The organism is Komagataeibacter sucrofermentans DSM 15973 (assembly GCF_040581405.1).
Taxonomy (GTDB): Bacteria; Pseudomonadota; Alphaproteobacteria; order Acetobacterales; family Acetobacteraceae; genus Komagataeibacter; species Komagataeibacter sucrofermentans.
On the sequence record NZ_CP137157.1, the window covers coordinates 2,690,164 to 2,716,446 of the forward strand.

Sequence of the window (26,283 nt, forward strand, 5' to 3'; positions counted from 1 at the left end):
GTAGGGACAGAAAGCAAAAAGTTCCTTAACACCCCCGGTTTGCAGCACCGATAAAATGCCCGGCCCGCACCACGGGAGAATGAATGCCGTGGTAATGTCGTGTCATGGGCGTGTATTGCGGGACAGAAACGGCCCCCTTCTTCCTGTCGTGTTCATGAACAGTCCACGCCCCGCGCCTGCTGCCCATGTGGCGGATACAGCCGGAATTGCATGTGCCGGGGGAGGCTGGACGGATGGCTGCCCATGACCAGATTATTTTTTGACTTTCCACACGATTGACTGCATATACAAAAGTCAATCATTTTTATTTATATCTTCCCCTCAATCGTTATAGATATACAAATATATGAACCTGAACCCCAATTCCGTTCCGCGCCTTGCCATTGTCATTCCGTGTTACAATGAAACAGAAGTTTTTCCCTTTTGCCTGCGCGAAATGGGGGAATACCTGAATGACATGATCCGACGGAACCTGGTGCGGGCGGAAAGTTACATACTGTTCGTGGACGATGGCAGCCGGGATGATACGTGGCAGCAGATCAGCGCCGCCGCGAAAGAGCACTCCTTTGTCCGTGGGCTCAAGCTGTCATGCAACAAGGGCCACCAGGCGGCGCTGCTGGCGGGGCTGGCCAACGCGACGCAGGCTGATGCCATTGTCAGCATTGATGCCGACCTGCAGGATGACATCAACGCCATAGGCAAGATGGTGCAGTCCTATATGGCGGGACATGAAGTCGTTTATGGCGTGCGGGCCTCCCGCCAGACCGATACGGCTTTCAAACGCACCACGGCGGAACTCTTCTACCGCATGATGACCGTCATGGGGGTGAAGCAGGTTTTCAATCATGCCGATTTCCGCCTTCTCAGCCAGCGTGCCTGCGCCGCGCTGCTGGAATACCATGAGCGGAACATCTACATCCGTGGCCTCGTGCCCCTGGTCGGCTTTCCCGCAGAAGAGGTCTATTACGACCGCAAGGAACGCATGGCCGGCGTTTCCAAATACCCTTTACGGAAAATGCTTGCCCTGGCCATGGAAGGCATCACTTCCATGACGGTCAGCCCCCTCAGGCTGATTACATTTGTGGGCGCGGCAATCGGCGCCATTTCGGTCCTGCTCTTTCTTGGCATCATGGCATACTGGGTGCTGAAGGGCTGCGTGTCCGGCTGGGCATTTGTCATTGTCGCGCTTTTCGCCGCGACGGGCATACAGATGCTGTCTTTGGGTATCGTTGGGGAATATGTAGGCAAGATATACCTTGAGACAAAGGAACGCCCCCGCTACCATATAGAAGAAAAAGAAGGGTTCCCTGCAGGCAATCCTTCCGTGCCTGCATGACACGGCACCCGTTCAGAACCCGGTAAAACCAGAAACAGACCCGGCCAGCGCCTTCCCTTCGTGCCGAGTTGACTGGAAGCTGGCGCCAATGGACCTGCTTTATGGGTTGGGCCATCTGGCCTGATAATCAGGACATAAACGGCCAGATAACGCTGGCTGTTGCCGCCCCCCAAGCAGGCCGCGGGCATAAGGGCTTGACTGCACTGATTATGTCCGGGTTTGTTTGCGGTTGATGAAGGCAGCCTTCTCTTTTAAATTAAGGCCGGTGTTCCAGCGCCCGGCCGGAAGATAAGGACTTTGACACCTGACCGTGTTAACAAGAGAGCAGAACGGATGCTTTGCTGAATGATTCGATTGAATCACATCTTAGGGGTTGCGAATCGTGCGTTGATATGGCACGCGCCACGATCCACATCACCAAAGGAAAGGGTGAGCCCATAGCAGATGCCGGTCCTCAAATTTCCAAGGGGGGTTCTTATGCATGAACATGCGCATCAGGCTACCCATGAGGGAGAGGCATGGCTGCTAAAAACTTTATGTGATTGTATCGCATTCATCAAGAAAGTATATAACTGAAATGAAATGTCTTGTTACAGGTGGCGCGGGTTATGTAGGTAGCCATGTTATCATCAGCCTACTGGACGCAGGACATGAGGTTGTTATCCTTGACAATCTGAGCACGGGGCATCTGGCTGCGGTGCCTCCGGGCGTACGCTTCTGGAATATTGATCTCGCGGATGCACGGGCAACGCGGCATGCTGTCAGCCAGGAAGATTGGGATGTGGTGTTTCATTTCGCCGCCCTTTCCTCTGTCAGTGAATCAGTTGAGCGCCCCTTTTATTATCTGGGCCAGAATACGATCAATTCCCTCAATCTGATCGAAGCCTGCACGGATCACGGCGTCAAACGCTTTGTGTTTTCCTCGACTGCGGCTCTGTTCAATGGGGAAAATCATTGCGAATCAATCGCGGATAATGCCGTAATCGACCCCAGTTCACCTTATGGCGACAGCAAATATTTCATTGAACGCGCGCTGATCTGGGCAGACCGTATCTGCGGCATGCGCAGCGCATGCCTGCGGTATTTCAATGCTGCGGGCGCTGACCCGCTCGGCCGCCTGGGTGAAGACCACCGGCCGGAAACACATCTCATTCCCCTCACCATTGATGCCGCCCTTGGCCTGCGCCCCATGCTCAAGATATTCGGCAACGATTATCATACGCCTGATGGAACCTGTGTCCGGGATTATGTGCATGTGACGGATCTGGCCGATGCCCATATCCGGGTTATCGATCAACTGGAACATGCTTCCGTCACTTACAATCTTGGTAACGGCAGGGGGTTCAGCAATCTGGAGATCCTCCAGAGCGTGGAACGGGTCAGTGGCCGGAAGGTACCGTGGGAATGGGCAGACCGCCGCCCGGGTGATCCCGCCATCCTGGTCGCGGATTCTTCCCATATCCGTCAGGACACTGGCTGGAACCCGCAATATCACGACATTGACAGCATTGTAGAAACGGCCCTGCGCTGGCGCGAACGCCACCCACATGGGTATGATAGCGAACCACTATCGGGCAATGAAAACGTCATGCTCATGAAGCACGGTGTTGGTACATACTAAAAACAAAACTCATTGCCGTTTTTAGAAATACATAAAAACAGAATACAATACTGAAGCCAGCATAGCATTAGTGGCGGGCTATTCGTGCCAATCCTTCCTAAAGAATTGGCATTATAAGAGCCAGATCATAAAAATAGCCTGATTCTAACGCCTTATGTAAGCAAGTCTTTTGTTTTCTTTGCGGCTCAAAGTAATCATGTCCATGATAAGCCCGCAAACAAACGACAGGCCAGCCAGAATCATCAACCCCGTAGCCAATAAAGTTCGGGGCAATTTGGGCACCATATGCGTGTTCATGAACTCTATGGTAACCGGAATGCCAATACTCAGTCCAATGACTGCAAAAATGGCACCAATAACAGAGAAGAAGAAAAGTGGCTTCTCCATTTTTACAAGATTTATAATAGTCAACAGAATCCGGAATCCATCCTGATAGGTCTTGAGCTTGGAGGATGATCCCTCAGGGCGTTCAACGTATTTTGTGACGACCTCTCCTATGGGCATAGCCATTTCCAGGGCATGCACCGAGAGGAAGGTTTCGATTTCAAACCCGGAGCACAAAATGGGAAAGGAACGAACATAGCGCCGGGAAAAGACACGATAACCGGACAGAAGATCAGAAATACGACGCCCGAAAATCAGTGTGACGCAGCCTGTCAGCATCATGTTGCCCAGCACATGGCCTGGCCGGTAAGCATCCCGCTGCTCTGTTACCCGCACGCCATTGACCATATCGAGGTATTTTTCCTGTGCCAGGCTGACCATGCGCGGCGCGGCCGCGGCCTCGTACGTCGCATCCCCATCGACCAGAACATAGTAATCAGCATCGATGTCGGCAAACATCTGACACACGACGTAGCCCTTGCCCTGCAGGTCCACCTGCCGGACGCAGGCACCACATTGACGCGCTATCCGGGCCGTCCCGTCAGTTGAATTATTGTCGTAGACGTAAATTTCAGCGTCCGGAATGGACTTCTTAAAATCTTCGATCACCCTCTCGATTGACACTTCCTCATTATAACAGGGTATCAAGACAGCTATACGAGATGACAAGGGAGAAGAAGGATTCAAGTTCATTGTCTCAATTCTAAGGAATCAGAAGGTTTTTTCAGCACGAGATACCTATTATGAAATATAGGAAAATCAAGGCGTAATTAGGAACATCTTATTCACTCAAATATAATTTATTGTTTTGTTTTCATATTGATTTCTTTCTCTCCATCCGCTATGCGGCAAACGCAAAAAGTAGCCTGCTCCTATATATGCTTTCACGAAGCGGGCAGAGCAATTTTCCGGGTAGTTCTTCCGCTATGGCAACATGTCAGACAAAGTTGCAAGAGCCTGCCCGAAAATGAATTATTTTGTTTCAATCAGTTATGATTCTTGGGTTTGTAACGGGATGAAATCATGATGACATGGGCAGAAATCATCCGCGCGGTATCGCCGCGCCAACCTGACATATGCAAAGGACCCGCGTGATACGAAATGAGCCCTGCTCCCGCTCAAATGCTGCGGCGTATCGGCAAGGCCGTTCCCTATATAGTCATGGCCGGGCTGCGGGTGACACCATCACCTCGTCATTTTCCGGCCTTCACGACCATGTCAGGATATTTCTGACAGGAGTTACGCTTTCAGTCAGGGGCCTTGACAGGCTATCCGTAAAAAACGCGGAAACGGCAACCCATGTGATTTTGCGACGGCAGGAAGGTCAGGAATCATGACCACCCGAAATGGCCAAGAACCCAATGCCCTCATCCTCCAACTTTTCCAGAGACTTGCAGCTTCGCGCCAGCGTGGCCATTGCAGCGTCTCACATGCTCCGTAAGATCTCGGCACGACGATCTGTATCCGCCCGACGCATAATAGCCACAATGCTCTGCCACAGTGTGTCTGGCTTTTATACTCTCCGCCATTCCTGCTCGTGTCAAAGCCTCCATCACAGTGTCTATACAAATTAATGCGATGGGTCAGAAATTATTGTATATCCCACGACCTTTTGATACTATACATTACATATATACTCTCTAACTCATTCAGACTTCTACGCATCAGTAAATAAAAACTAAATAGTCATAAATAATAAACAGATAAAATATTTGTTTTTTGCGGTAAGGTTTCAAGGAATTGTCAAAAGGCATGTCAATCACAAAAAATAAGAACCTGCTGCAAGTCCTTATGTTACTATGCTGGTTACTTGCCACCTGTTATGCAATTCATTTCCATGCAATGTGGCGTGACGAAGTCCGCAATTTCATGATTGCAATTGGCGGCACGCAAAGCATACACCTGATCGGCAATGCCCATCCTGTCTTGCCATATTTTATTGAAAAATCATGTTATCTGATTTTTCATAGCTATACAGTCCTGCCAGTTTCCTCCTTTCTGGTGGCTTTTCTCGCCATCGTGATGGTCCTGTTTCTGGCCCCCTATAATCTGCGCATGAAGGCGCTATTTATATTCGGGTATTTTTCACTATACGAATACACCGTCATGGCGCGGAACTATGGCATCAGCATGCTATTCATGCTTGTTCTGGCGATTGTTTTCTCATCACAGAAGTATCGTTACAGGTTAACCGGCCCCATCCTTTTTCTACTTGCCAACACAAACATACATTCCGCGTTGATTGTCGCCACCTTTTCCGGAATGTGGCCGCTCTGTACATGGCAGGCAAACCGCTGGGCCTTTAATGAAAATGTCAGGAAAACCCTGCCTGCGGCAGCCATGGGCATTGTGGGGTTTGTGGTCTGTGCCCTGACCGTTTATCCGCCCCGCTATGATGATCTTGCTGCCCTTAACCCCGCAGACGGGCTGCCGCATCATCTGAAATTACATTTTATGAAGGAAATAACCTTCACCTCGTTCAAAAGCTTTTTCTTGGATGTATTTGGTCACAACATCTTTTCATACACCATTTATAAAATACTTTCTGTTATTTCGTTTATTTCTGTTATTTCATGCATATTTGTTTTCTGGGGCGATACGTTCCTTTTTTCTACGGCACTTGCCGTGCAGATTGTTTTCATAGCGTTCTTTTCGATCATCTATCATGGGGGCTATCGCCATCAGTCCCTGTGGATCATCTGGATGTGCACCCTTTTTTGGATATATCGTAAAGAGCGTGCATTCCCACAGAATGGTTTAAATAAATTTGGACTGTATTCCCTCTACTTCATGCTGTTCGTTCAGGTTTTCTATGCTGCCTTGGTGCAATATCATGAAATTCGCATACCAAATTCCAGGGCCAGGGAATTTTCTGAAGTCATCAATGCACGTGCTGATTTAAAAGATTCTACCATCATACCTTCTGTAGATTATATAATTGAATCAATGCCATACTATATGAACAATAGATTCTATATTATGACACAGAAGAAATTTGACCGTGTTGTAATATATAGCATGCATGGTCATATGAATTATTCATTGCAGGACATAATGGATGAGGCTGACAGGATTGCACTATGCACCCATAAGCCTTCAATCATCGTTATTGCAAATGATTGGGATATCATGATGGATGGCTCGCCCGTTAACCTTATGGACCGGGAGCAGCTTCAACATTATCGAAAATATACCTACGGATACTGGAAATTTACGTTTTCAGAAGCGCAGAAGCAGGCCCTAAAAGCACGGGCAACCGAGATTGCCCGTTATCCAAACGGTTTCCTTGAGGAAGGCTTCGTTGCCTATAAATTGAACCCTCCCCATCAGGATGCACACGCGACGATCGATTGCCATGGCCATGAATTGAGCGATGTGCCGCCCCTGCCCTGAATATCGACACAGGATGAACAGTTCAGCGAACGAGAATATCCGGTAGCGGGCATTTTTCCTGTGGCTCGGGATCAGCACACATCCACGGTTGTGTGAAAGCAGCAGGTCGCGAAGATGGTATCGGATGATGTCCGGAAAAATGCCAAGATCTGGCAGTTGAGCCGCGAACCTGCCTGACTGACCGTGGAGCGCGGCATCTTCGCTGCGTAGTTCAGTCAGGGATGTCAGATATAAGATACGCCTTCGTGGATGTTGTTGCTGCAGGCGCCCCTATATGGCCACCTGGCGGCAAAAGCCCAAAGGCCGGGCCCTGATCCCACTCGGATCCGGATAGTCAGTGCGCCAGCATGGACTGGACTGCTACCTTACAGGCCCACCACAATCGGGAACATTCGATGAGTCGAGACGGTAATGGTCCTGACAATGCCATGCCGGACGTTTTTGCTCATCCCTCAAGCGCGAACGCATCCAGCGCTGTACCTATAAAACACGCATGGAATCCCGGCAGGGACATCTGTTTATATCATAATGTTCTACAATTCAGCGAAAAAACGCGTCAGGAACGTGGTACTGTCGCCTATAGCATTCGAAAAGTAGCTGATCTTGAAGGCTCTAGATATCTAGAGCGCTAAAGATGCCTCACTTATAAAAATCTATAGATATTTTATCAGTTTTTGATTAAAAAGCTTTTTTTCACATTTCGTGTGATAGAAAAAATAAATGTTTAGGTAAAGGATATATACTGTGGCAGGAGAAAAAAAATTATTTAAAATAATTGGAATTTTTTTAATTTCAGTTATATCTTGCATTTATATATTTAGCTTTTTCCTGACCCCGTCTGCTGATTGGGATCCTATGTTTTATCCTTTGATCGGGAAAGGGATTTTTGAATATCATATCCTGCCATATGATTATATTTTTGATCATAAACCGTACCTTGTATATGTTTTTTATTATATATGGTGTCGTATTGAATTTATTTTAAATGGCCGATTCACCATACTTGCATTTTCAAGTATGATTTTAATTTGTGTACTATTTAATAAATTTTACAAAACCCGTTTTTTTCCTACGGTTTTCTATGTTTTTTTTGGAGGCGTGATTGGAGCGTACTTTTCAGGAAATACGGAAGTTATACAAACACCAATAATTTTATTTTCCATCATTCTTCTAACAAAAGGAATTGAAAGAAAAAACTATTATTATTTTCTAATTTCTGGAATACTTGCAGCCATCGTAGTTAATGTAAATTATTTATCAGGATGTATATTAGCCCCCATATTCCTATATGTCATGTTTTCACGCATGTGCACGTTTTATGAATTCCTGACTATCATTGCAGGTGGAGTATTAAGTCTTACCTTAATTTTTCTGCCATTCCTTATTGCTGGACATGGCAAACTGCTCGCTTATTTCTCCATGCAGCATCATTTTCTCGAACACTACAGTGCCAACCTGGGAGAGCGGCTATACACGGTACAGATTGTCCTCGCCAAGATATCTTTTCTTTATCCAGCCCTTCTACTCTGGTTCAAAGATAAAGCAGTCTTTTGGGATGATATGCGTGGGCGTATTCTTACGCTGTGGTTCCTGTGCTCGGTTCTGGCAGCCATTATGTCTGGCCATGCTTATGACCATTATTCCTCCCTATTTATCATTCCCGCGATGGCGATGTGTGCAATTCTGCAAAAGAATGGCCGACTGCCCTCTTTCTGGCTCATGACCCCTCTTTATATTTATTCTGCTATCTATATGATTACTACTACCATAGATAACGTTAATAATATAAAGTCGATCAAGCGCGAGAACCCGCTTGCAGTTTCTCAAATCGTTGGAAAAAGAAAGGTCTTGAATATACGATCAGATAATTCTCTATATTATCTGGCAAATCTAGAAACGTTCGATCCTTTTCTTTTTATAGATCATATTGACGTTTATTTTGGCACACAGGCAGACGAGCACTATATGCAGGACCTGCGTCAGAAACCAGATTTTGTCCTGATGCCCTATCAGAGCTGTACTGCTAACGATATCAATCATATTGAAGATAATATCTGTGCATGGATTAAAGATAATTATCATATGGTATACAAAGCCTATAACCATAAACATCCATTGCGGGTAACAAGTAGATATTATCAGTTGTACGAGATAAATAATAAATAGTACATTATACGTTGCGTACGATTGTTTTTCACGATTTATAAGTGACGAGGGATACCGCCTGCATGAAAGCGGTATCCCTCTGACATATCAGCCAAAGGCAGAACCCTGGTTTAATGCATTGGCCTTCAGGTATGCCTTGCTGAAAATCTCGCTCAGGCCAACAACTGACAGCACATATCAACAACACGGTCTTCAGGCGCACAGCCAGAAATCATACGGTATCTGCTGTTTGCAAGGCCGCAGCCTTCTACCGCAGGCGGTGAAAGCTGCGCCTGCTGATGGGCAGGAGCAGGATATAGATCACGCCTGCCGCCGCAAGCGCGCCCCATGGCTCGGCAATCATGATGGCGGCATACGCCCCCGTGCCCAGCATGGTGGGCAGGATGAACGGCGAAGGCACCTTGAAGTTCTTGAACGACCAGACCGGCAGGGTCGACACCAGCAGGAAGGCCGTGCCGCTGAGCGTCAGCGCGGGCAGGAGCGGCTCGCGGGTGAAGTCATACAGCCAGGTCAGGTGCAGGCGCTGCGCCTCCAGCCCCAAAAAGAGCGGAAACAGCGCCAGCCCCGCACCGGCAGGTGCCGGCACGCCGGTAAAGAAATTGGCGGCGTATTTGGGCTGGTTGGCGTCATCATCAAGGCTGGCGTTGAAGCGTGCCAGCCGCAGCGCCATGCATACCGTGAACATGATGCACGGAATGTAGCCAAACCGCCCGCCTTCATGCAGCGCCCACAGGTACAGCACAAAGGCGGGGGCCACCCCAAAGCACAGGAAGTCGGACAGGCTGTCGAACTCCGCGCCAAAGCGGCTGGTGCCGCGCAGCAGCCGCGCGATGCGACCGTCAAGCCCGTCGATGCACGCGGCAATGAGGAGGGCCGTGGCCGCGCCGCCAAAGCGTCCCTCCAGCCCGAATCGCATGCCCGTCAGGCCCGCGCACAGGCCGAGCATGGTCATCAGGTTGGGGATCATCCGGTTGAACGACAGGCCCCGCACGCGGGGGCGCTGGCGTTTTTTCAGCCTGCGGATGCGGCGTGACCGGTCGGCGGGGGGAGGAACTGCCATAACCGCTTAGAGCCGTGCCATCACGGTTTCGCCGCCGATCATGGTCTGCCCGACCTCGACAAGCGGGGCCACGTCAGCGGGCAGGTATAGATCGGTGCGTGAACCGAAGCGGATCAGGCCGAAGCGCTCGCCGGCCTCATACTGCATGCCTTCTTCGGCATCGCACAGGATGCGGCGCGCGATCAGGCCTGCAATCTGCACCACGGCAAGCTGCCGCCCGTCCTTGAGCGTGAGCCGCAGGGCGTTGCGCTCATTGAGTTCGGAGGCCTTGTCGAGGCTGGCGTTGAGGAACTGCCCCGCATGGTACGACACGCGCGTGACCGTGCCCGCGATGGGCATGCGGTTCACATGCACGTCGAGCACCGACAGGAACGTGGCGATACGCCAGACCGGGGCATTGCCCATATCGAGTTCCGGCGGCGGAGCCACTTTCTCGATCGAGACGATATGCCCGTCCGCCGGGGCCACGGCCACGTTGGCTTCGGCCGGGGTGACGCGCTCGGGGTCACGGAAGAAATACAGGCAGAAGCCGAAGAACAGGCCACTGGCCGTACCAAGCAGCTTTGTCGCCCGCCACGGCAGCAGCCGCCCGATCCCGGCGCCCGCGCCAGAGGCGAGCAGGAAGGGGCGCGCAGCCGGGTGCGGCGGGGCAAGGACAAGCTTGAGGGATTGAATTAGCGACATGGGACAATGTTCATGGATAGTTCGGAAAAGCAGGTCAAGTTGATTTTTATTACGGAATACATTTAAATTCATATGATAAAAAAATAAGTAAATTACAATATTTAAGAATATACAACAAAAACACAACCAGAACGAGTTCCTGCACAACTCTGTATAGATAAGCAGCGGTAGCAACCATGCCAGGCAAGGCGGCGCTCCACGATCCAGTGCTTGGGCGGAACAGCAAAATCCGCTGCCATATCGACGCGCCTGATTGGTGCAAGGATCCGTTGACCACATTGCGCAAGGACTGTGCGCGGTTTTGCACCGGCATGGCCACCATCATCAATCAGATATCGCAACCGCGGCAAAGAGTGGCCTTGATCCGGGTCATTCCTCGCGACACTCCATCGCGTTCCTGAATGTCGGCAGAATGAACCCTGCCCGCGATCATATGCCCCGGTGCACTTGGTCATGACAGGATGCGTGCTGCCACTTGACCCGCCTGCCCATGTCAAAGCCCCATGGACCGCTATTTTCCATATTTTTTATGGGCTGACTGTCAATGTTTCCGGCTGCAGACATTACCTCACGACCATCCTGCTCATGTGACAGCATGACGAGGATATGGTTCAGGGTCTCGCATCATGCTTCGCGTATCCAGCGTTAGAGATGCCCGTCAAGGCCGGAAAACGACGTGACAGTTGCCAATGCAGGCACGCGGTCCTGACAAATATGGGAATGGCTTCACGACACGCCGCAGTGCCCATGTGCTGGAGATGGCCCTGCCGCTTTTGCCGTGGCGTCATGATCTCATCAGGTTTTTACGCCCTCATCGCTCAAACCCAACGAAAATCAATCAATTATTTCCGGTTTCGCGCTTAAAATCACGAGCAACTTTAAGAATATCTTCCTAATGTAGAAAATATTATCTGTTATTTTAAGAAATTCCATCTATATCTTTTTTAATGATAATTATTATCATATTTATATCCAGAAATTTCTCATCATTTTAAAAAACTATGGTGCACTTGTTATATTTAATGATAAGACGTCCCGAAATTTATCACTATCTTGAAAAAAAATGACTCATATCTTAATAACGTGTGCGGAGTATAATTTATTTATGGATTCTGTTGTTATAAAAGCCATAAATCTATGATGGAATAGAAATTTATAGATTGCTCTGCGCACAATACGCGATAATTAATCAATAAAAAAATTGTCAGGAATTTATTAAAGTGTCTAACAACAAAAAAAATATGTTTAAGATAATATCATTCATATTTTTTATTGTATCTTATTATATAATATCAGCTCATGTGTCCCATCACAGCACGTGGAATCATAAGCCGGGAGCTTTTGCTCTAAGGACTGTGCTTCTTCCTGTGTTTCTCATGAGTTGCGGCAAGATTGTTGCCTTGCTTACGGTTCCACTACTTATAACATCTACCTTGATCTATTACATACTATGCCATAAATATGGCTCCATTAGTGAAAGCATGCTACAGGCAATTGCTGGCACCAACCCACATGAAGCCCAGTCCACACTTGGTTCTATTGGCATCCCTGCCATAGCTATTTTTGTCATGCTATTTATAGCGCAATGCTATCTATCCTGGAAATTTGCACGTTTCAGATTATATATGTTGCTTTTTACAGGATTGACGCTGGTCTATCCTTATGGACGCGCGATCGTAAAATTCTGTCAGTTACAGACCGCACATCACCTGATTACCGAAAGTACAAATTTTTTCCGCGCCTATGCACCTGGTACAGTAGGAGATACTGTCTACCTTGTTTCATTGATCATGAATGATGAAAATATAGCAGCGACTCCCCACCAAAATGCAGATAGCATGGTCACGAACAAAGTGCCTGGGCGGGTCAAGAATATTATCGTTGTTGTGGGCGAATCAGATCTGGCGGACAGACATACGATCTACGGCTATAAAAAACAGAACACGACACCAAACATACAGAACCTTGTTGATCATGACAGAATATGCGTCGTGAAGGATGCTCATTCTTCCGCTGATATGACACGCTATGCTGTTCCTATGATATTTTCATTTTATGATGCCGATCATCAGGATAAACTATATTCTGAAAAGAATCTGATCGAACTGGCCAAAGACAATAATTATAAAACTTTCTGGATTGCCTCGCAGGATGGTCGTGGCCAATACTCAAGACCTTTCGGCTATCTATCTGAATTCAGTAATTATGTAACACGGCAGGATTATAACAATAAGGAAAACCATGTTGACTGGCATGATGAATCCCTCCTCCCGGTTATTAAGGAGAAATTTGCCGATCAAAGTGAATACAAATTTTTTGTCATTCATATAATTGGCAGCCACGTTAATTATTCTGATGATGTGACACAGGAAGATATCGATGCGCTGCCTAAAGCAGATGCTTATGACCAGAGCGTCCATCGGACTGACCGCATATTAAACCAGATCATTAATATGGCAGATACGGAACTGAAGGATTACACCTTATTGTACACATCAGATCATGCCGAAATTGTTGGCGTTGGTCATGCCATTCAATATGGCGGTTATACTCAATACAGAATACCTGTGTTTCTTCTGGACGAGAGCAAAAAGTATTGCCAGATGGTAGAGAATATCCGGAACAATGACGGATACTATACTGAAGTTATGGATAAATTCCTTTTGCTTGATATGCTGGGATACGATGTAAATCCTGCTGCTATTGAAGAAACAAAGGTCCAGGATCGGATCTTGCATTCAGATGGAAAGACTTATGACTATAAGAACATTCCTACTGAAAAAGACAGAAAATGATATAATACCAACGTCTACTCACCAGGGTATGGCGTCAGTTAAGCTCGGCTTTATGAGGTTTGCGCATCTCTCCCTGAAACTCAGGGAGAGATGCAAATGCGGCCGTCCGGTCTGAGGGCCTGACGATTTCGATGGTTCATTGGCCGCATTATGCAGGGACGGTGCGCGGTTTTTCACCAGCATGACCTGCATCGCCAATCAGATGCCGCAACGACGGCAAAGAGTTGCCTGCCCCCACCGGCGCACCATCCCGATCCTGAATGTCGATGCCGCCCGCATGTCGGTCATGATGCTGCGCCTGCTTGCGCATCGTAACCGGCCGCTCTGGGCCGCCTTGATTATGCGGCCTGTCTGTGCAGTGTATTCACGGGTTTCCAGTTCCATGGCAACAGTTCGTGGAGCCGGTTGATCTTGTGCTCGTTGATACGGGCCAGGACGTCGGCGAGGTAATCGTGCGGATTAAGCCGGGAGAGTTTTGCGCTTTCGATAAGCGTCATGGCATCAGCGATGTTGTCGCCCCCGGTGTCGGATCCGGCAAAGAGATAATTTTTTCGCCCCACGCATACGGGCCGTATGGCGCGTTCGGCAGGATTGTTGTCGATGGCGACACGACCATCTTCGAGGAACAGGGTAAAGGCCTTCCACCGGTTGAACGCATAACGGATCGCTTTTGCCAGTTCCCCCTTTCCAGGGATACGGGCAAGCTGTGTTTCGCACCATGCGTGGAATGCTGTGACACGGGGGCGGCTTTGTTCCTGTCGGACAGCCAGACGATACGGGGCCGGGTGTCCGGTGATCTGGCGCTCGATATCGTAGAGCTCTCCGATCTGTTCAAGTGCTTCCCTTGCGATTGTCGAATCACTGCCCTTCCAGACATCATGGAAGGCCCGGCGGAGATGAGCCCAGCAGGCCGCTTCGCGCACGTGCACGGTTCCTGTTGCGTCTGGTTTATACAGATCCCTGAACCCGGCGTAGGCGTCAGCCTGCAGAATGCCCCGGAACTGTGCCAGATGGGTCTGGGGATTGATCCCCTTGCGATCGGGAGAGAACCAGTAGGCCACGGCGGGCGGATCACTCCCTCCCCATGGGCGGGGATCGCGCAGATAGCTCCAGATCCGCCCTTCCTTCACGCCCCGGGGTTTGCCAGCCTGACGCAGACGGGGGTCAAGAACCTGGATGGGTGTATCATCAGCATGTAGCAGGTCTGCCTTTACGACATCCTGACGGATCAGATCTGTCAGAGGACGCAGAACGGCAACGGCCTGACCACACCAGTCGATCAGGGTTGAACGGGGAATGTCCACACCCTGACGGGCAAAGATCTCATTCTGACGATAAAGCGGAATGTGGTCATCGAATTTCGAGACCAGGATATGGGCTAAAAGCCCGGTGCCAGCCATCCCCCGTGGGACAGGGCGCGACGGTGCTTCAGGCTGCACCAGTGTTTCGCAGTGACGGCAGGATTTCTTCAGCCGTGCCGTTTCGACAACTTTCAGTTTTGCCGCAATAAAGTCCAGTATTTCGGTGACATCTTCGCCTACAAGACGCAGGGGACCGCCACAGGCAGGACAGGCCTCACCTGGGTCGAGAACAATACGCTCCCGTGGTGTCGTGTCAGAAACCTTTGGTTTGCCACGCTGCCGTGGGGGAGAGAGTGCATCATCGCTGACATCATGCTCCCTGATATCAGGAGAAGGATCGGCTGCCGCGATGGCGATTTTTACATCTTCAAGGAGCAGTTCGAGTTGTTCAATCTCACGGTCTATCTTTTCTGAACTGGCCCCGAATTTCTGTTTCTGAAGACGTGCGATCCGGATTTTGAGAGACTGGACAAGAGCTTCATACGCACGGGCTGACGCAGAAAGCCGAGCCACTTCGGTCTGCAGGGAAACAATCATTTCCCTCAGGGTATCCGGATCATCAGGCAGGACCGCAGGTGCAGACGTCATTATGAAAAAATAGCAGAAAACCTAAGAAAATTCAAAATGTTCTGCACTCTCACGCCATAAAAATCAGGCCACGCGAGACGGTGGTGCAGACCAGGAAGGGCGTCTCCACTCCATGCCTTCCCACAGCATGGCCATCTGTGCTGTCGTCAGGCGTGCAACGCCCTCTGCCGGAGACGGCCATGGAAAACGTCCCTTCTCAAGCACCTTGTAATAAAGACAGAACCCCTGACCGTCCCACATCAGAAGCTTGATCCTGTCCCCACGGCGACCACGAAAGGCAAAGAGCGCCCCTGATGTCGGGTTCTGACGCAGCACGTCCTGTGCCAGTGCTGCCAGACCCGATATGCCCTTGCGCATATCGGTCACCCCGCAGGCCAGATAGACACGCACGCCGTTGCCCACGCCAATCATGCCGTCTCCGCAATCCGGATGACCCGGGCCAGAAGATCTTCGGCAGGATGTCCCGTCACCCTGATACTACGGCCATTGCGCAGCACTATGGCCAGTTCGTCAGGATCACCGCCAGATGCCACAGCAGGTGTCGTCACTGAAGCAACAGGAACAAACGCCACAGACTGATCTGGGGAAGATAGTCTTTGACGGAATGACGTCCGCCATTGGTAAAGATGTTGGCGGGTCAGGTCATGTCGACGTGCCACATCCGATACACTTGCTCCATCCACACCAACTTCAGCCAGTATCGCCAGCTTCCGTTCATCCGACCAGCGGCGGCGGCGTTCAACGCCAATCAGGATTTCCTGGGTCATTCTTACCTCTCAAATGACGTCAATAACGACGTCGTTAACGACGGTAAGTTACCAGTCACAATCCTCAATCATAAGGCGGCCTCAAACGGCCGGTTACTGCGCATCAAACGCCCAGATACGAAATGTGGGATTAGACCCTGCGAATGCAACGCTGTTGATCCGCAACCCGAGCGGGCTGATGGGCTTGGATGGATCAACAATATCCCGGCCTTCCATCTCCGTGCCCTGCTAGCGACATCAAAACACAGGGACCGCAGCAAAAAAGCGCCTGTTCGGGCGTGACGTGATCGATCTCGATCCTGAAAATTGGACATGGCCCCGCCAGAACATCGCAGCGCCGTACGCTGGAAACATTCTGGCTGTTTCATTCACGGCATCGGTGCTATTGTCATCGCCCCTTGCCCCGCGCAGGCCCCCGGTGATGGCTGCACCGAATGCTATACGTTGATGATCCGGGCCAAGCCACCAGGAGCGCATAAAGCTGTCATAAACTGATGCGATCATACGCGCCGCCAATGACTCCATTTATTTTCGATCAGGTTCTGAGGTAATAATGCTTAAGAAAAATACCTTTGCATTTTTTCTTGATACAGGCTTCCCCATTTTTTTAGTGTCCGTTTTATTTTTCCTGATCGGAAATGGTTTTTTTTCAAATATTTACATCAGCCATGATGACTGGGATTATATGCTGTCCCATCGCCATACCCAGCCAGGCTTCATAACACCTTTCATCAGCACATCCTTTGATGGCCGATGGATGAACTACCTGTGGTCATTGCTTGCAAAGCATATGGATTATAGAAGCGTTTATACGTCTTTTATAGCAATATATTTACTATTTTGCTGGGTCGCGGCGTATTTCCTGTGCAAAAATTCTTTGCACAGACTTGTTATCGCGCTCCTTATATTTTTCTGCCCGGCCTATGCGTCCTTATCCTCATGGCCTGCAACCCTTACGATTTCCTGCTTATTATCATTTTTGACTTTGATTATTTTAAATAATATTAACGTTAAAATATCATATAAATTATTTTTTGTAATAAATATTCTTCTTATAATGAGCTATCCCCCACTATCATTAGCAATGATCGTGTACTCCTGCGCCATTCTGGCCCACAAACCAAATTTCAATCCTGTTAAATTTGTCTCCATATCTTTTATTTCTTATGCCTTATCTATTCTCCTCATATTCTCTCTTAACTATATTTTTCACCATCATTTTGGCATTCATATCGCTGGCTGGCGTCACCCCCATCATATTCACAGCCTGCACGATGTTATGACAAATTTCTTCATAGCCATGAAATCGTGCCTTTCTTCCTTTGAATATCACTGGCCGATTATGGCTTTTTCTCTTTTTGTCCTGTTTGTGTCTGTCTCGCGAAAAGAGAAGATGGGAATCGCCATACTCTGTGCCTTTGTTTATTGCCTGCTGATGGATTTCAACCTTGTTTTTACAACCGGCGTTGACATCCCGCCCCGCGCCAATATCTGGCAATGGGCTTTTCTGTGCTCTGCCCTTGCATTGTATTTTGGCTGGTCCGAGCAGGGTCGGATTCCTCTCAAAAAATACAATCCCACCCTCGTCTCGGCCTGTATTGCCGCCGGCATGCTCTTTGTCGGGTGCCGGGAGTGGCTGGCTTTCCATTCAGAAAACAGAGATGTCGCAATATATCAGGCCAGAATATCGGAAAACCTGCTCTTGCGCGGCCAGAAAACCGTTATCGTATGTGGCGATCCGAGCCGACTGGAAGCACTCCGCTCCACAGGACATGATGATCCTTTGGCTGAATTGCGGGTGGCATTGAAGAAAATTGCCGACATATCCGTTCTGGCTGGCACAAAGGACGAGTGTGCTCCAGCCGACCGGCTGCCAGATGGCCCTTTCTATCGCAAAGGCCAGCAGGAATATCTTATGTACGACGAATGATCGGGAACTGTCAGGATTTCATGTTCCGAACATGGTTCTGTTCCTGACAATCTGCACCTTCTTTCGCATCACACGACAGACCCAATAACACCCTGCAATCATCAGACCTGTGGTGAAGCTTTTTTTAAGACGCTTTAAAAGACGTCGCCTTTTTGGAAAAAGGCGACACGCGGAAACGGGCCTGCGCCAGCATATCCTTTTCCATGCTGGCTCGCCATGCAGCTTCCTGTCCCGGCGGCACCACCACGACCAGACGGGTAAACCATTTCAGCCCGCCGGTCGCACGCTTACGAAAGAGATCGCCCAGCAGCGCCGCAAAACTGCTGCGCGGCAGGCAGCACTGGCAGCCTTTTCCATGCGTCAGGGTGGTGGTGGCAGGCTGCGCCACCACAAGGCCCGCCCAGCCCTCCGCCGGGCCGGGCTCGCTGCCATCACCCACCACCAGAAGCGTATCGGGGTGCGGGGTTACAGGTCCGCCAGCCACCACGAATTCCACCACGATCCGCCCATCTGCCATTATGGCATCCTCCACTTCTCATCACTCCGGGCCTACGGCGTTTTTCCATTTGAGCCGATGATGCTGGACACCAGCGGAAAGTTCGGGGAATAAAAGGCACCAGACCAATCCATATGCAAGCCCGGCCCGGACAGACCGCGCTGGAAAACCGCGGCAAACACTGGCTTCTGCCCGGCATTCACCAGAATTTCAGGATAACCATGACCACTCGCCCTCACCTTCTCGATGCCCTCCGCGATCAGGTCCTGCTGTGTGACGGCGGGATGGGTTCGCGCGTACAGCTTCTGGACCTTGAGGTCGAGCGTGATTACTGGGGGCAGGAAAACTGCACCGAGATCCTGAACCTCTCGCGCCCCGAACTGGTGCGTGAAATCCACCGTGGCTACTTCGAGGCCGGGGCGGACATGGTGGAAACCAACAGCTTTGGCGGCTCGCCCATCACCCTGGCCGAATTTGGCCTGGCCGACCGCGCGCGCGAGATCAACCGCACCGCGGGCCATCTGGCGCGTGAAGCCGCCGAGACCTTTGCCGATGGCCGCCACCGCTATGTGGTCGGCTCCATCGGGCCGGGCACCAAGCTGCCCTCGCTGGGCAATATCGATTACGACACGCTCGAAGCGGGCCTTGCCGAGCAGTGCCGTGGCCTGATCGAAGGCGGCGTGGACTGCTTCCTTATCGAGACCTGCCAGGACACGCTGCAGATCAAGGCCGCCGTCAATGGCGCCAAGATCGCGCGCGCCGAGATGGGCGTGGACACCCCCATCTTCGTGCAGGTTACGGTCGAGACCACGGGCACGCTGCTCGTTGGCCCGGACATCGCCGCCGCCGCCACGGTCATCAACGCGCTCGATGTGCCGCTTATGGGCCTGAACTGCGCCACCGGACCGCAGGAAATGGCCGAGCACGTGCGCTGGCTGAGCGAGAGCTGGCCCGGCCTGATCTCGGTCCAGCCCAATGCCGGCCTGCCCGAACTGGTCAATGGCAAGACGCATTACCCGCTCACCCCTGCCGAGATGGCAAGCTGGGTGGACCGCTTCATTACCGAGGATGGCCTGAACCTGATCGGCGGCTGCTGTGGCACGTCAACGCCGCACACGCAGGCGCTTGACCAGATGCTGCGTAAACGCGCCGAGGGCACGGGCCGCATCCGCCCCGCCCCCGTGTCGCGCAAGCCGGTGTGGATTCCCTCTGTCGCCAGCCTGTATTCGCAGGTGCCGCTGCGGCAGGAGAACAGCTACTTCTCGATTGGCGAGCGCTGCAACGCCAACGGTTCCAAGAAGTGGCGGCAGTTGCAGGAAGCGGGCGACTGGGATGGCTGCGTGGCCCTTGGCCGTGAGCAGGTGGCCGAAGGCTCGAACGCGCTCGACATCTGCACCGCCTTCGTGGGCCGTGATGAAATGAAGGAAATGAACGCGGTCATCACCCGCTTCACTTCTTCGGTCAACGCGCCGCTGGTCATTGATTCCACCGAGACGCCGGTGATCGAGGCAGCACTCAAGCTGCATGGCGGCAAGCCCATCATCAACTCCATCAACTTCGAGGATGGGGAAGACATCGCCAACGAGCGCATGCTGCTCGCACGCAAATTTGGCGCCTCCGTCATCGCCCTGACCATTGATGAAGTGGGCATGGCCAAGACGGCGGAAGACAAGCTGCGCATCGCAACGCGACTGGTCGAATTCGCCTGCGACAAACACGGCCTGCCGCAATCCGACCTGATGATCGACCCGCTGACATTCACCATCGGCACCGGCACGGAAGACGACCGCAAGCTCGGTGAATGGACGCTGGAGGGCATCCGCCTGATCCGCGAGCGCTTCCCCGATATCCAAATCGTGCTGGGGCTGTCGAACATCTCGTTTGGCCTGAACCCGGCGGCGCGCGCGGTGCTCAACTCGGTGTTCCTTGACCACGCGGTGCGCGCGGGCATGACGGCGGCGATCGTGCATGTCTCGAAAATCCGCCCGCTGCACCTCATTGCCGCCGAGGAAGTGAAGGTGGCCGAGGACCTGATCTTCGACCGCCGCGCCGAAGGTTATGATCCGCTGCAGCGCATGCTCGAAATCTTCGCCGACCGCAAGGCCGCCGACGCGGTGAAAAAAGCCCGCGCCGAAACCGCCCCCGAGCGGCTCAAGGACCGCATTGTCGATGGCGACCGCAAGGGGCTGGAAGACGACCTGGCCGAAGCCATGCGCGACATGGCCCCGCTCGACATCATCAACACCGTGCTGCTCGATGGCATGAAGGTGGTGGGCGAACTGTTTGGCGCAGGCAAGATGCAGCTGCCCTTCGTGCTGCAGTCCGCCGAGACGATGAAGGCCGCCGTGGCCTGGCTCGAGCCCCATATGGAGCGCACCGAGGGCCAGGCCCGTGGCACCATGGTGCTGGCCACCGTCAAGGGCGACGTGCATGACATCGGCAAGAACCTTGTCGACATCATCCTGACCAATAACGGCTACCGGGTCATCAACCTCGGCATCAAGGTGCCGGTGGCCGACATGATTACGGCCGCGCGCGAGCACAAGGCCGACGCCATCGGCATGTCGGGCCTGCTGGTCAAGTCCACCGTCATCATGCGTGAAAACCTTGAGGAAATGAACCGCCAGGGCGTGGACGTACCAGTCATGCTCGGTGGGGCCGCGCTGACCCGCAACTACGTGGAAGAGGACTGCACCGCAGCCTATGGCGAGAACGGGCGCGTGGCCTATGCGCGTGATGCGTTCGATGGCCTGTCGCTGATGGACAAGGTGGCGCAGGGCGAGTTCGACACCTATCTTGCCGCCATCCAGTCGCGCCGCGCGGGCAAGGCCACGCGCACCAACCGCACGCAGGACATCGAAGCCGCCGAGACCCGTGGCTTTGGCCCGGTGGATGTCGCCGCCGCCCGCGCCCGGCGCGAGAAGCTGACAGCCGATGAACCCGTGCTGACCCCGCCATTCTGGGGCCCGCGCGTGCTTGAGGCGACACCTGAGGCAGTGCTGCCGTTCCTCAACGAGCGCTCGCTGTACCAGTTCCAGTGGGGCTTCCGTAAGCAGGGCCGCTCGCTTGATGACTTCATGGTCTGGGCACGCAAGGAACTGCGCCCGGTGCTGCGCCACATGCTCGCCCTGTGCGCCGAGCGCGACATCCTGCACCCCAAGGCCAGCTACGGCTACTGGAAGGCGGCGGGCGAAGGCAACGATCTGGTACTGTTTGGCGAGGACGGCACCACCGAGGCCGCCCGCTTCACCCTGCCCCGCCAGCCGCGTGAAGACGGGGCCTGCATTGCCGACTTCGTGCGCGATATCGACGATGCACAGCGCGACGTGATCGGCCTGCAGGTGGTGACCGTGGGGCAGGATGCCTCCGACCGCGCGCGGGAATGGTTCGAGGCCGATCGCTACAAGGATTACCTCTACCTGCATGGCCTGTCGGTCGAGATGGCGGAAGCCATGGCGGAATACACCCACAAGCGCATCCGCGCCGAAATGGGCTTCGCTGCCGAGGATGACCGCGACATGGCCAGGCTGCTCCAGCAGGGCTATCGCGGCTCGCGCTATTCGTTCGGTTACCCCGCCTGCCCCCGGCTGGAGGAACAAGAGCCGATCCTCAAGCTGCTCGATGCGGAAAAGATCGGCGTCTCGCTCACCGATGGCTTCCAGCTCCACCCCGAGCAGTCCACCTCGGCGCTGGTCATTTTCAACCCGCACGCGAAGTATTTCTCGATCTGACAAAACCGCCGTCCCGCACCCCTGCGGGACGTGTTGACCGGTACGGGAAATGATGCCCATCATTGCATTATGTTTCGTCCCCGCCACACGCCATCCAACCCCGCTGAAGCCCCGGGCGCCGACCATGCGCTCGGTCGCCTGCTGGCGCGGCTGAACAGGGCCGCACCACGGGCAGGCCAGGGCAACCGCGCCACGCGCGATGCCGGGCGCGCCTTTACCTGTGCCGCCGAGCAATGCGTGATGGACCTCATGACCGAAGACCACGCAGGCCTGGTGGAACACAGCGCCGATGTGCTGACCCACCTGCTGCAGGCCTGGGCAGCATCTGGCATCGACCCCGAGGATGTCTGGACCGAGATCGACCGCCGCACCCGCATGGGCAACCTGCTGCTCGCCCTCAACACGGCCGAGCGCACATCCGCCCCCACCCGCGCGCGCAAGCGGCCATGGAAGATCCGCACCACCAAGCTGCCCTGAGCGGCCTGCGCCGCCATAACGGCACGAAATCGCAACGAACCGTTTTTTTGCCTAGCCGCTGGGGCATGCGGGTGGCATAAGCTGGCCGCTGACGGAACAGCAGGGAATGTCGCGATAAGATGGACCGGGTCCATGCCTGTTACGTGCCCGTGGGGCCTGCCCCGGTCGGGCACGCATGAACTGGATTGACATCACGGCCATCGCCATAGCCGCGCTGTCGGGGGTGGTGGGCCTTGTACGCGGCTTCTCGCGCGAGGTGCTTGGCCTTGCCGCCTGGGTCATGGCCACCATCCTGGCTGTAGCATGGTACGGCACGCTGATGCCCTACGCCACGCAATGGATCAGCAACCACACGATGGCCGCGCTGGCCTCGTTTGCAGTGCTGTTTCTGGCGCTTCTTGTCATTTTCACCACCACTGCCCATCTATCGGGTCGGGCAGTGCAGGGTTCCATCCTGTCAGGGCTGGACCGCGTGCTTGGCCTGCTGTTTGGCCTGGTGCGGGGTTATGTGTGCCTTGTGCTGATCTATGCGGGCATTACCGCCCTCGTGCCCGCCAATGAATGGCCCGAGGTCATGCGCACCAGCCAGATCATGCCCCTTATCGGCAACAGCGTGACATATCTTCACGCCCACGCGCCCGATAACTTCCCCGCGCATCTTGCGCAACCCGCCGGGACGCGGCATGACGCGCCCATCTGAACCTTATCGTCGGTCCCCGCCGCCCCCGTCCGTCAAGGAAAGATCGCCCACCATGTCCCCGACCCGCTTTCACGCCACATCCGGTAACCCGCCCACCCAGCACGAGCGCGACGACATCGCCGCCCAGTGGCGCCATGATGATGACAAGCCGCATGAGGAATGTGGCGTCTTTGGCGTATGGAACACCAAGGATGCCTCCGCCCTGACCGCCCTTGGCCTGCATGCGCTCCAGCATCGCGGGCAGGAGGCCAGCGGCATCGTGTCCTATGATGGCGAGCGCTTCCACACCCACAAGGGGCTGGGGCTGGTGGGCGACGTATTTGGCGATGCCCGCGTCATGGCCACCCTGCCGGGAAGCTGCGCGGTAGGCCACAACCGCTACGCCACCACGGGCGCCACGCTGATCCGCAACGTGCAGCCGCTGTTTGCCGATTTCGAGTTCGGCGGCCTCGCGGTGGCCCATAACGGCAACCTGACCAATGCCGAGACCCTGCGCAAGGCGCTGGTGCGCCGGGGCTGCATCTTCCAGTCCACCACCGATAGCGAGGTGTTCATCCACCTCATCGCCATCTCGCTTTATGCAAACGTGGTCGACCGGCTGATCGATGCGCTCAAGCAGGTGCTTGGCGCGTATTCCCTGATCGTGCTGTCGCGTGATGAACTGATCGGCGTGCGCGACCCGCTGGGCGTGCGCCCGCTGATCCTGGGCCGCATCCGCGAGGAAGACGGCACGGAAGGCGCATGGGTGCTGGCCAGCGAGACCTGCGCGCTCGACATCGTGGGGGCCGAGTTCGTGCGCGACGTGGAGCCGGGCGAGATCGTCATCATCAATGACGAGGGCATCCGCTCGGTGCGCCCGTTCAACAACACGCAGTCGCGCTTCTGCGTGTTTGAATACATCTATTTCGCCCGCCCCGATTCGGTCATGGATGGCCGCGCGGTCTATGACACGCGCAAGCAGATCGGCGTGGAACTGGCGCGCGAAAGCGCTGTCGAGGCCGACGTGATCGTGCCGGTGCCCGATTCGGGCGTGCCCTCGGCCATGGGCTTCGCCACCGAGAGCGGCATTCCCTTCGAGCTGGGCATCATCCGCAACCATTACGTGGGCCGCACCTTCATCGAGCCGACCGACCAGATCCGCAACCTCGGCGTCAAGATGAAGCATTCCACCAACCGCCCGGTGCTCGATGGCAAGCGCGTGGTGCTGGTCGATGACTCCATCGTGCGCGGCACCACCTCGCGCAAGATCGTGGACATGGTGCGCGCCGCGGGTGCCAAGGAAGTGCATATGCGCATCTCCTCGCCGCCCACCACGCATTCGTGCTTCTACGGCATCGACACGCCCGAGCGCAGCCAGCTGCTCGCAGCCCAGCACAATGTTGAGGAAATGGCCAGGCTGATCGGCGTGGACAGCCTTGCCTTCATCTCGTTTGACGGGCTGTACCGCGCGCTGGGCTACAAGGACCGCAAGAGTGCGGCCAACCGCTACTGCGATGCCTGCTTTACCGGCGACTACCCGATCGAACTGGTGGATTACGAGGCCGAACACCACCCCGAACCCGCATGACCGGCCCCGCTGCCATGACCGATGCTCCGGTGGCGCTGGTTACCGGGGCCAGCCGGGGCATCGGGCAGGCGGTGGCCATGGCACTGGCGCGCGCAGGCATGCGCTGCATCCTGACCGCGCGCACGCAGGGCGGGCTGGAACAGGCGGATGACCAGATCCGCCAGCACACCGGCCATAGCGCCACCCTGCTGCCGCTTGACCTGACCGATGGCGAAAAGCTCGACACGCTCGGCCCCTCCATCGCGGCCGGCTTCGGGCGGCTGGACTGCGTGGTGCACTGCGCGGGCACGCTGGGCGTGCTCTCGCCGCTGGCGCACCTGCAACCAAAGGACTGGGAGCGCGCGCTGCACATCGGCCCGCTCACCACATGGCGGCTGATCCGCACGCTTGGCCCCCTGCTTGAGCGCGCGCCAGCCGGCCGCGCCGTGTTCCTTACCGACCGGCATGCCCGCCAGCCCGCGCCCTTCTGGGGGCTGGTGGCGGCAACACGCGCGGCGCAGGAGGCCATTGTGAACACATGGGTGCGCGAACTGCCCGCAGCCAGCCCGCTGCGCATCAACCTGTTTGAACCCGGCCCCGTCGCCACCCGCCTGCGCAAGCTGGCCATGCCCGCGCTCGATATGGCCTGCCTGCCCACGCCCCACGACATTGCGCCCCATATCGTAAGGCTCTGCCAGCCCGGCCCCCAGCCGCAGGGCCAGTATGTAACAGCCAACCTGCACGAGCCCGTGGCATGAGCAGCAAGGCAACACCGGGCGCTGCCGCCCTGCAGAAAGCAGGCATCGCCTTCGAGGTGGTGGAATATGAATACGACCCCACCGCAGGCCAGACCGGCAACCACGCCGCCGCCGCCATAGGCGAGAATCCCGAGCACGTGTTCAAGACGCTGATGGTGCTCGTTGATGGCAGACCCGCCTGCGTGGTGGTGCCGGTAGCGGCCAGCCTGAGCATGAAAAAGGTGGCGGCGGCCTTTGGCGGCAAATCGGCTGAAATGATGCCACCCGCCAACGCCGAGCGCAGCACGGGCTTCCGCGTGGGGGGCATCAGCCCGTTTGGCCAGCGCAGGCGCGTGCGCACGGCCCTTGCACGCGAGGCAATGGCACAGCCCTATGTTGTCATCAATGGTGGCAAGCGCGGCTATCTGGTGCGCCTTTCGGCAGCCGATGCCATTGCCGCGACAGGTGCCGTGACGGCTGACCTGCTGGCGTAACAAGCAAAAGTTTTTGG

Annotated in this window: 20 protein-coding genes; 12 read left to right on the forward strand and 8 right to left on the reverse strand. The window is 54.1% G+C overall.

What is annotated here, in order from left to right:
- The first annotated feature begins 346 nt into the window (after positions 1–346).
- A complete protein-coding gene (locus R5N89_RS12740; RefSeq protein WP_110569511.1) occupies positions 347–1,336 on the forward strand; it encodes a glycosyltransferase family 2 protein in 990 nt (329 codons plus the stop codon).
- Positions 1,337–1,913: 577 nt separating this feature from the next.
- Positions 1,914–2,957, forward strand: coding sequence for a UDP-glucose 4-epimerase GalE (galE, locus tag R5N89_RS12745; RefSeq protein ID WP_110569510.1), 1,044 nt, complete (start codon positions 1,914–1,916; stop codon positions 2,955–2,957).
- Between the two features lie 144 nt (positions 2,958–3,101).
- Here galE and R5N89_RS12750 read toward each other — a convergent pair whose 3' ends face one another.
- Positions 3,102–3,950, reverse strand: a complete 849-nt coding sequence (locus R5N89_RS12750; protein ID WP_354680684.1) for a glycosyltransferase family 2 protein — start codon at positions 3,948–3,950, stop codon at positions 3,102–3,104.
- 1,143 nt (positions 3,951–5,093) lie between these two features.
- On the opposite strand from R5N89_RS12750, the gene R5N89_RS12755 reads away from it, so the two are divergent.
- Together R5N89_RS12755 and R5N89_RS12760 are read left to right on the forward strand one after the other, a co-directional pair.
- On the forward strand, positions 5,094–6,734 hold the full coding sequence (locus R5N89_RS12755) for a hypothetical protein (protein ID WP_110569508.1): 1,641 nt from the start codon (positions 5,094–5,096) through the stop codon (positions 6,732–6,734).
- Between the two features lie 744 nt (positions 6,735–7,478).
- Positions 7,479–8,900: a glycosyltransferase family 39 protein gene (locus R5N89_RS12760; protein ID WP_146220218.1), complete on the forward strand. Its 1,422-nt coding sequence runs from the start codon at positions 7,479–7,481 to the stop codon at positions 8,898–8,900.
- Between the two features lie 247 nt (positions 8,901–9,147).
- Here R5N89_RS12760 and R5N89_RS12765 read toward each other — a convergent pair whose 3' ends face one another.
- Positions 9,148–9,960: a phosphatidylcholine/phosphatidylserine synthase gene (locus R5N89_RS12765; protein ID WP_208624748.1), complete on the reverse strand. Its 813-nt coding sequence runs from the start codon at positions 9,958–9,960 to the stop codon at positions 9,148–9,150.
- Between the two features lie 6 nt (positions 9,961–9,966).
- Positions 9,967–10,644, reverse strand: a complete 678-nt coding sequence (locus R5N89_RS12770; protein ID WP_110570275.1) for a phosphatidylserine decarboxylase — start codon at positions 10,642–10,644, stop codon at positions 9,967–9,969.
- A gap of 1,481 nt (positions 10,645–12,125) precedes the next feature.
- Here R5N89_RS12770 and R5N89_RS12775 point away from each other — a divergent pair.
- The gene (locus R5N89_RS12775; RefSeq protein ID WP_167400927.1) at positions 12,126–13,439 is read left to right on the forward strand and encodes a phosphoethanolamine transferase; all 1,314 of its coding nucleotides are present in this window, start codon (positions 12,126–12,128) and stop codon (positions 13,437–13,439) included.
- Between the two features lie 148 nt (positions 13,440–13,587).
- Here the strand turns inward: R5N89_RS12775 and R5N89_RS12780 are convergent, their stop codons facing one another.
- From R5N89_RS12780 to tnpA, 4 genes are all read right to left on the reverse strand, one after another.
- Positions 13,588–13,749 carry a hypothetical protein gene (locus R5N89_RS12780; RefSeq protein WP_167400926.1) on the reverse strand — a complete coding sequence of 54 codons (162 nt, stop codon included), beginning with the start codon at positions 13,747–13,749 and terminating at the stop codon, positions 13,588–13,590.
- Positions 13,750–13,777: 28 nt separating this feature from the next.
- Positions 13,778–15,388, reverse strand: coding sequence for an IS66 family transposase (gene tnpC / locus R5N89_RS12785; protein WP_130732979.1), 1,611 nt, complete (start codon positions 15,386–15,388; stop codon positions 13,778–13,780).
- A gap of 63 nt (positions 15,389–15,451) precedes the next feature.
- Entirely contained in the window at positions 15,452–15,799 is a 348-nt protein-coding gene (gene tnpB, locus R5N89_RS12790; protein WP_010510701.1) for an IS66 family insertion sequence element accessory protein TnpB, read from the reverse strand.
- Positions 15,796–16,155, reverse strand: a complete 360-nt coding sequence (gene tnpA / locus R5N89_RS12795; RefSeq protein WP_007400224.1) for an IS66-like element accessory protein TnpA — start codon at positions 16,153–16,155, stop codon at positions 15,796–15,798. Before tnpA ends, tnpB begins: the two co-directional genes overlap by 4 nt.
- 553 nt (positions 16,156–16,708) lie before the next feature.
- On the opposite strand from tnpA, the gene R5N89_RS12800 reads away from it, so the two are divergent.
- Positions 16,709–18,085, forward strand: coding sequence for a hypothetical protein (locus R5N89_RS12800; protein WP_146220224.1), 1,377 nt, complete (start codon positions 16,709–16,711; stop codon positions 18,083–18,085).
- Between the two features lie 124 nt (positions 18,086–18,209).
- Here R5N89_RS12800 and R5N89_RS12805 read toward each other — a convergent pair whose 3' ends face one another.
- On the reverse strand, positions 18,210–18,602 hold the full coding sequence (locus R5N89_RS12805) for a hypothetical protein (RefSeq protein ID WP_244192244.1): 393 nt from the start codon (positions 18,600–18,602) through the stop codon (positions 18,210–18,212).
- Positions 18,603–18,802: 200 nt separating this feature from the next.
- Between R5N89_RS12805 and metH the strand changes: the two genes are divergently transcribed.
- The 6 genes from metH to ybaK all read left to right on the forward strand — a co-directional run bounded on the left by metH (position 18,803) and on the right by ybaK (position 26,266).
- Complete coding sequence (metH, locus tag R5N89_RS12810) at positions 18,803–22,312, forward strand: methionine synthase (RefSeq protein ID WP_110569842.1); 3,510 nt, start codon at positions 18,803–18,805, stop codon at positions 22,310–22,312.
- Positions 22,313–22,381: 69 nt separating this feature from the next.
- Positions 22,382–22,789, forward strand: coding sequence for a phosphoribosyl-ATP pyrophosphatase (locus tag R5N89_RS12815; protein ID WP_110569802.1), 408 nt, complete (start codon positions 22,382–22,384; stop codon positions 22,787–22,789).
- A 175-nt stretch (positions 22,790–22,964) separates the two neighbouring features.
- On the forward strand, positions 22,965–23,489 hold the full coding sequence (locus R5N89_RS12820; RefSeq protein ID WP_110569803.1) for a CvpA family protein: 525 nt from the start codon (positions 22,965–22,967) through the stop codon (positions 23,487–23,489).
- A gap of 52 nt (positions 23,490–23,541) precedes the next feature.
- Positions 23,542–25,056: an amidophosphoribosyltransferase gene (purF, locus tag R5N89_RS12825; protein WP_110569804.1), complete on the forward strand. Its 1,515-nt coding sequence runs from the start codon at positions 23,542–23,544 to the stop codon at positions 25,054–25,056.
- Positions 25,053–25,793: an SDR family NAD(P)-dependent oxidoreductase gene (locus R5N89_RS12830; RefSeq protein ID WP_110569805.1), complete on the forward strand. Its 741-nt coding sequence runs from the start codon at positions 25,053–25,055 to the stop codon at positions 25,791–25,793. Before purF ends, R5N89_RS12830 begins: the two co-directional genes overlap by 4 nt.
- Complete coding sequence (gene ybaK / locus R5N89_RS12835) at positions 25,790–26,266, forward strand: Cys-tRNA(Pro) deacylase (RefSeq protein ID WP_110569806.1); 477 nt, start codon at positions 25,790–25,792, stop codon at positions 26,264–26,266. The genes R5N89_RS12830 and ybaK overlap by 4 nt, the downstream gene beginning before the upstream one ends.
- Positions 26,267–26,283: the final 17 nt, after the last annotated feature.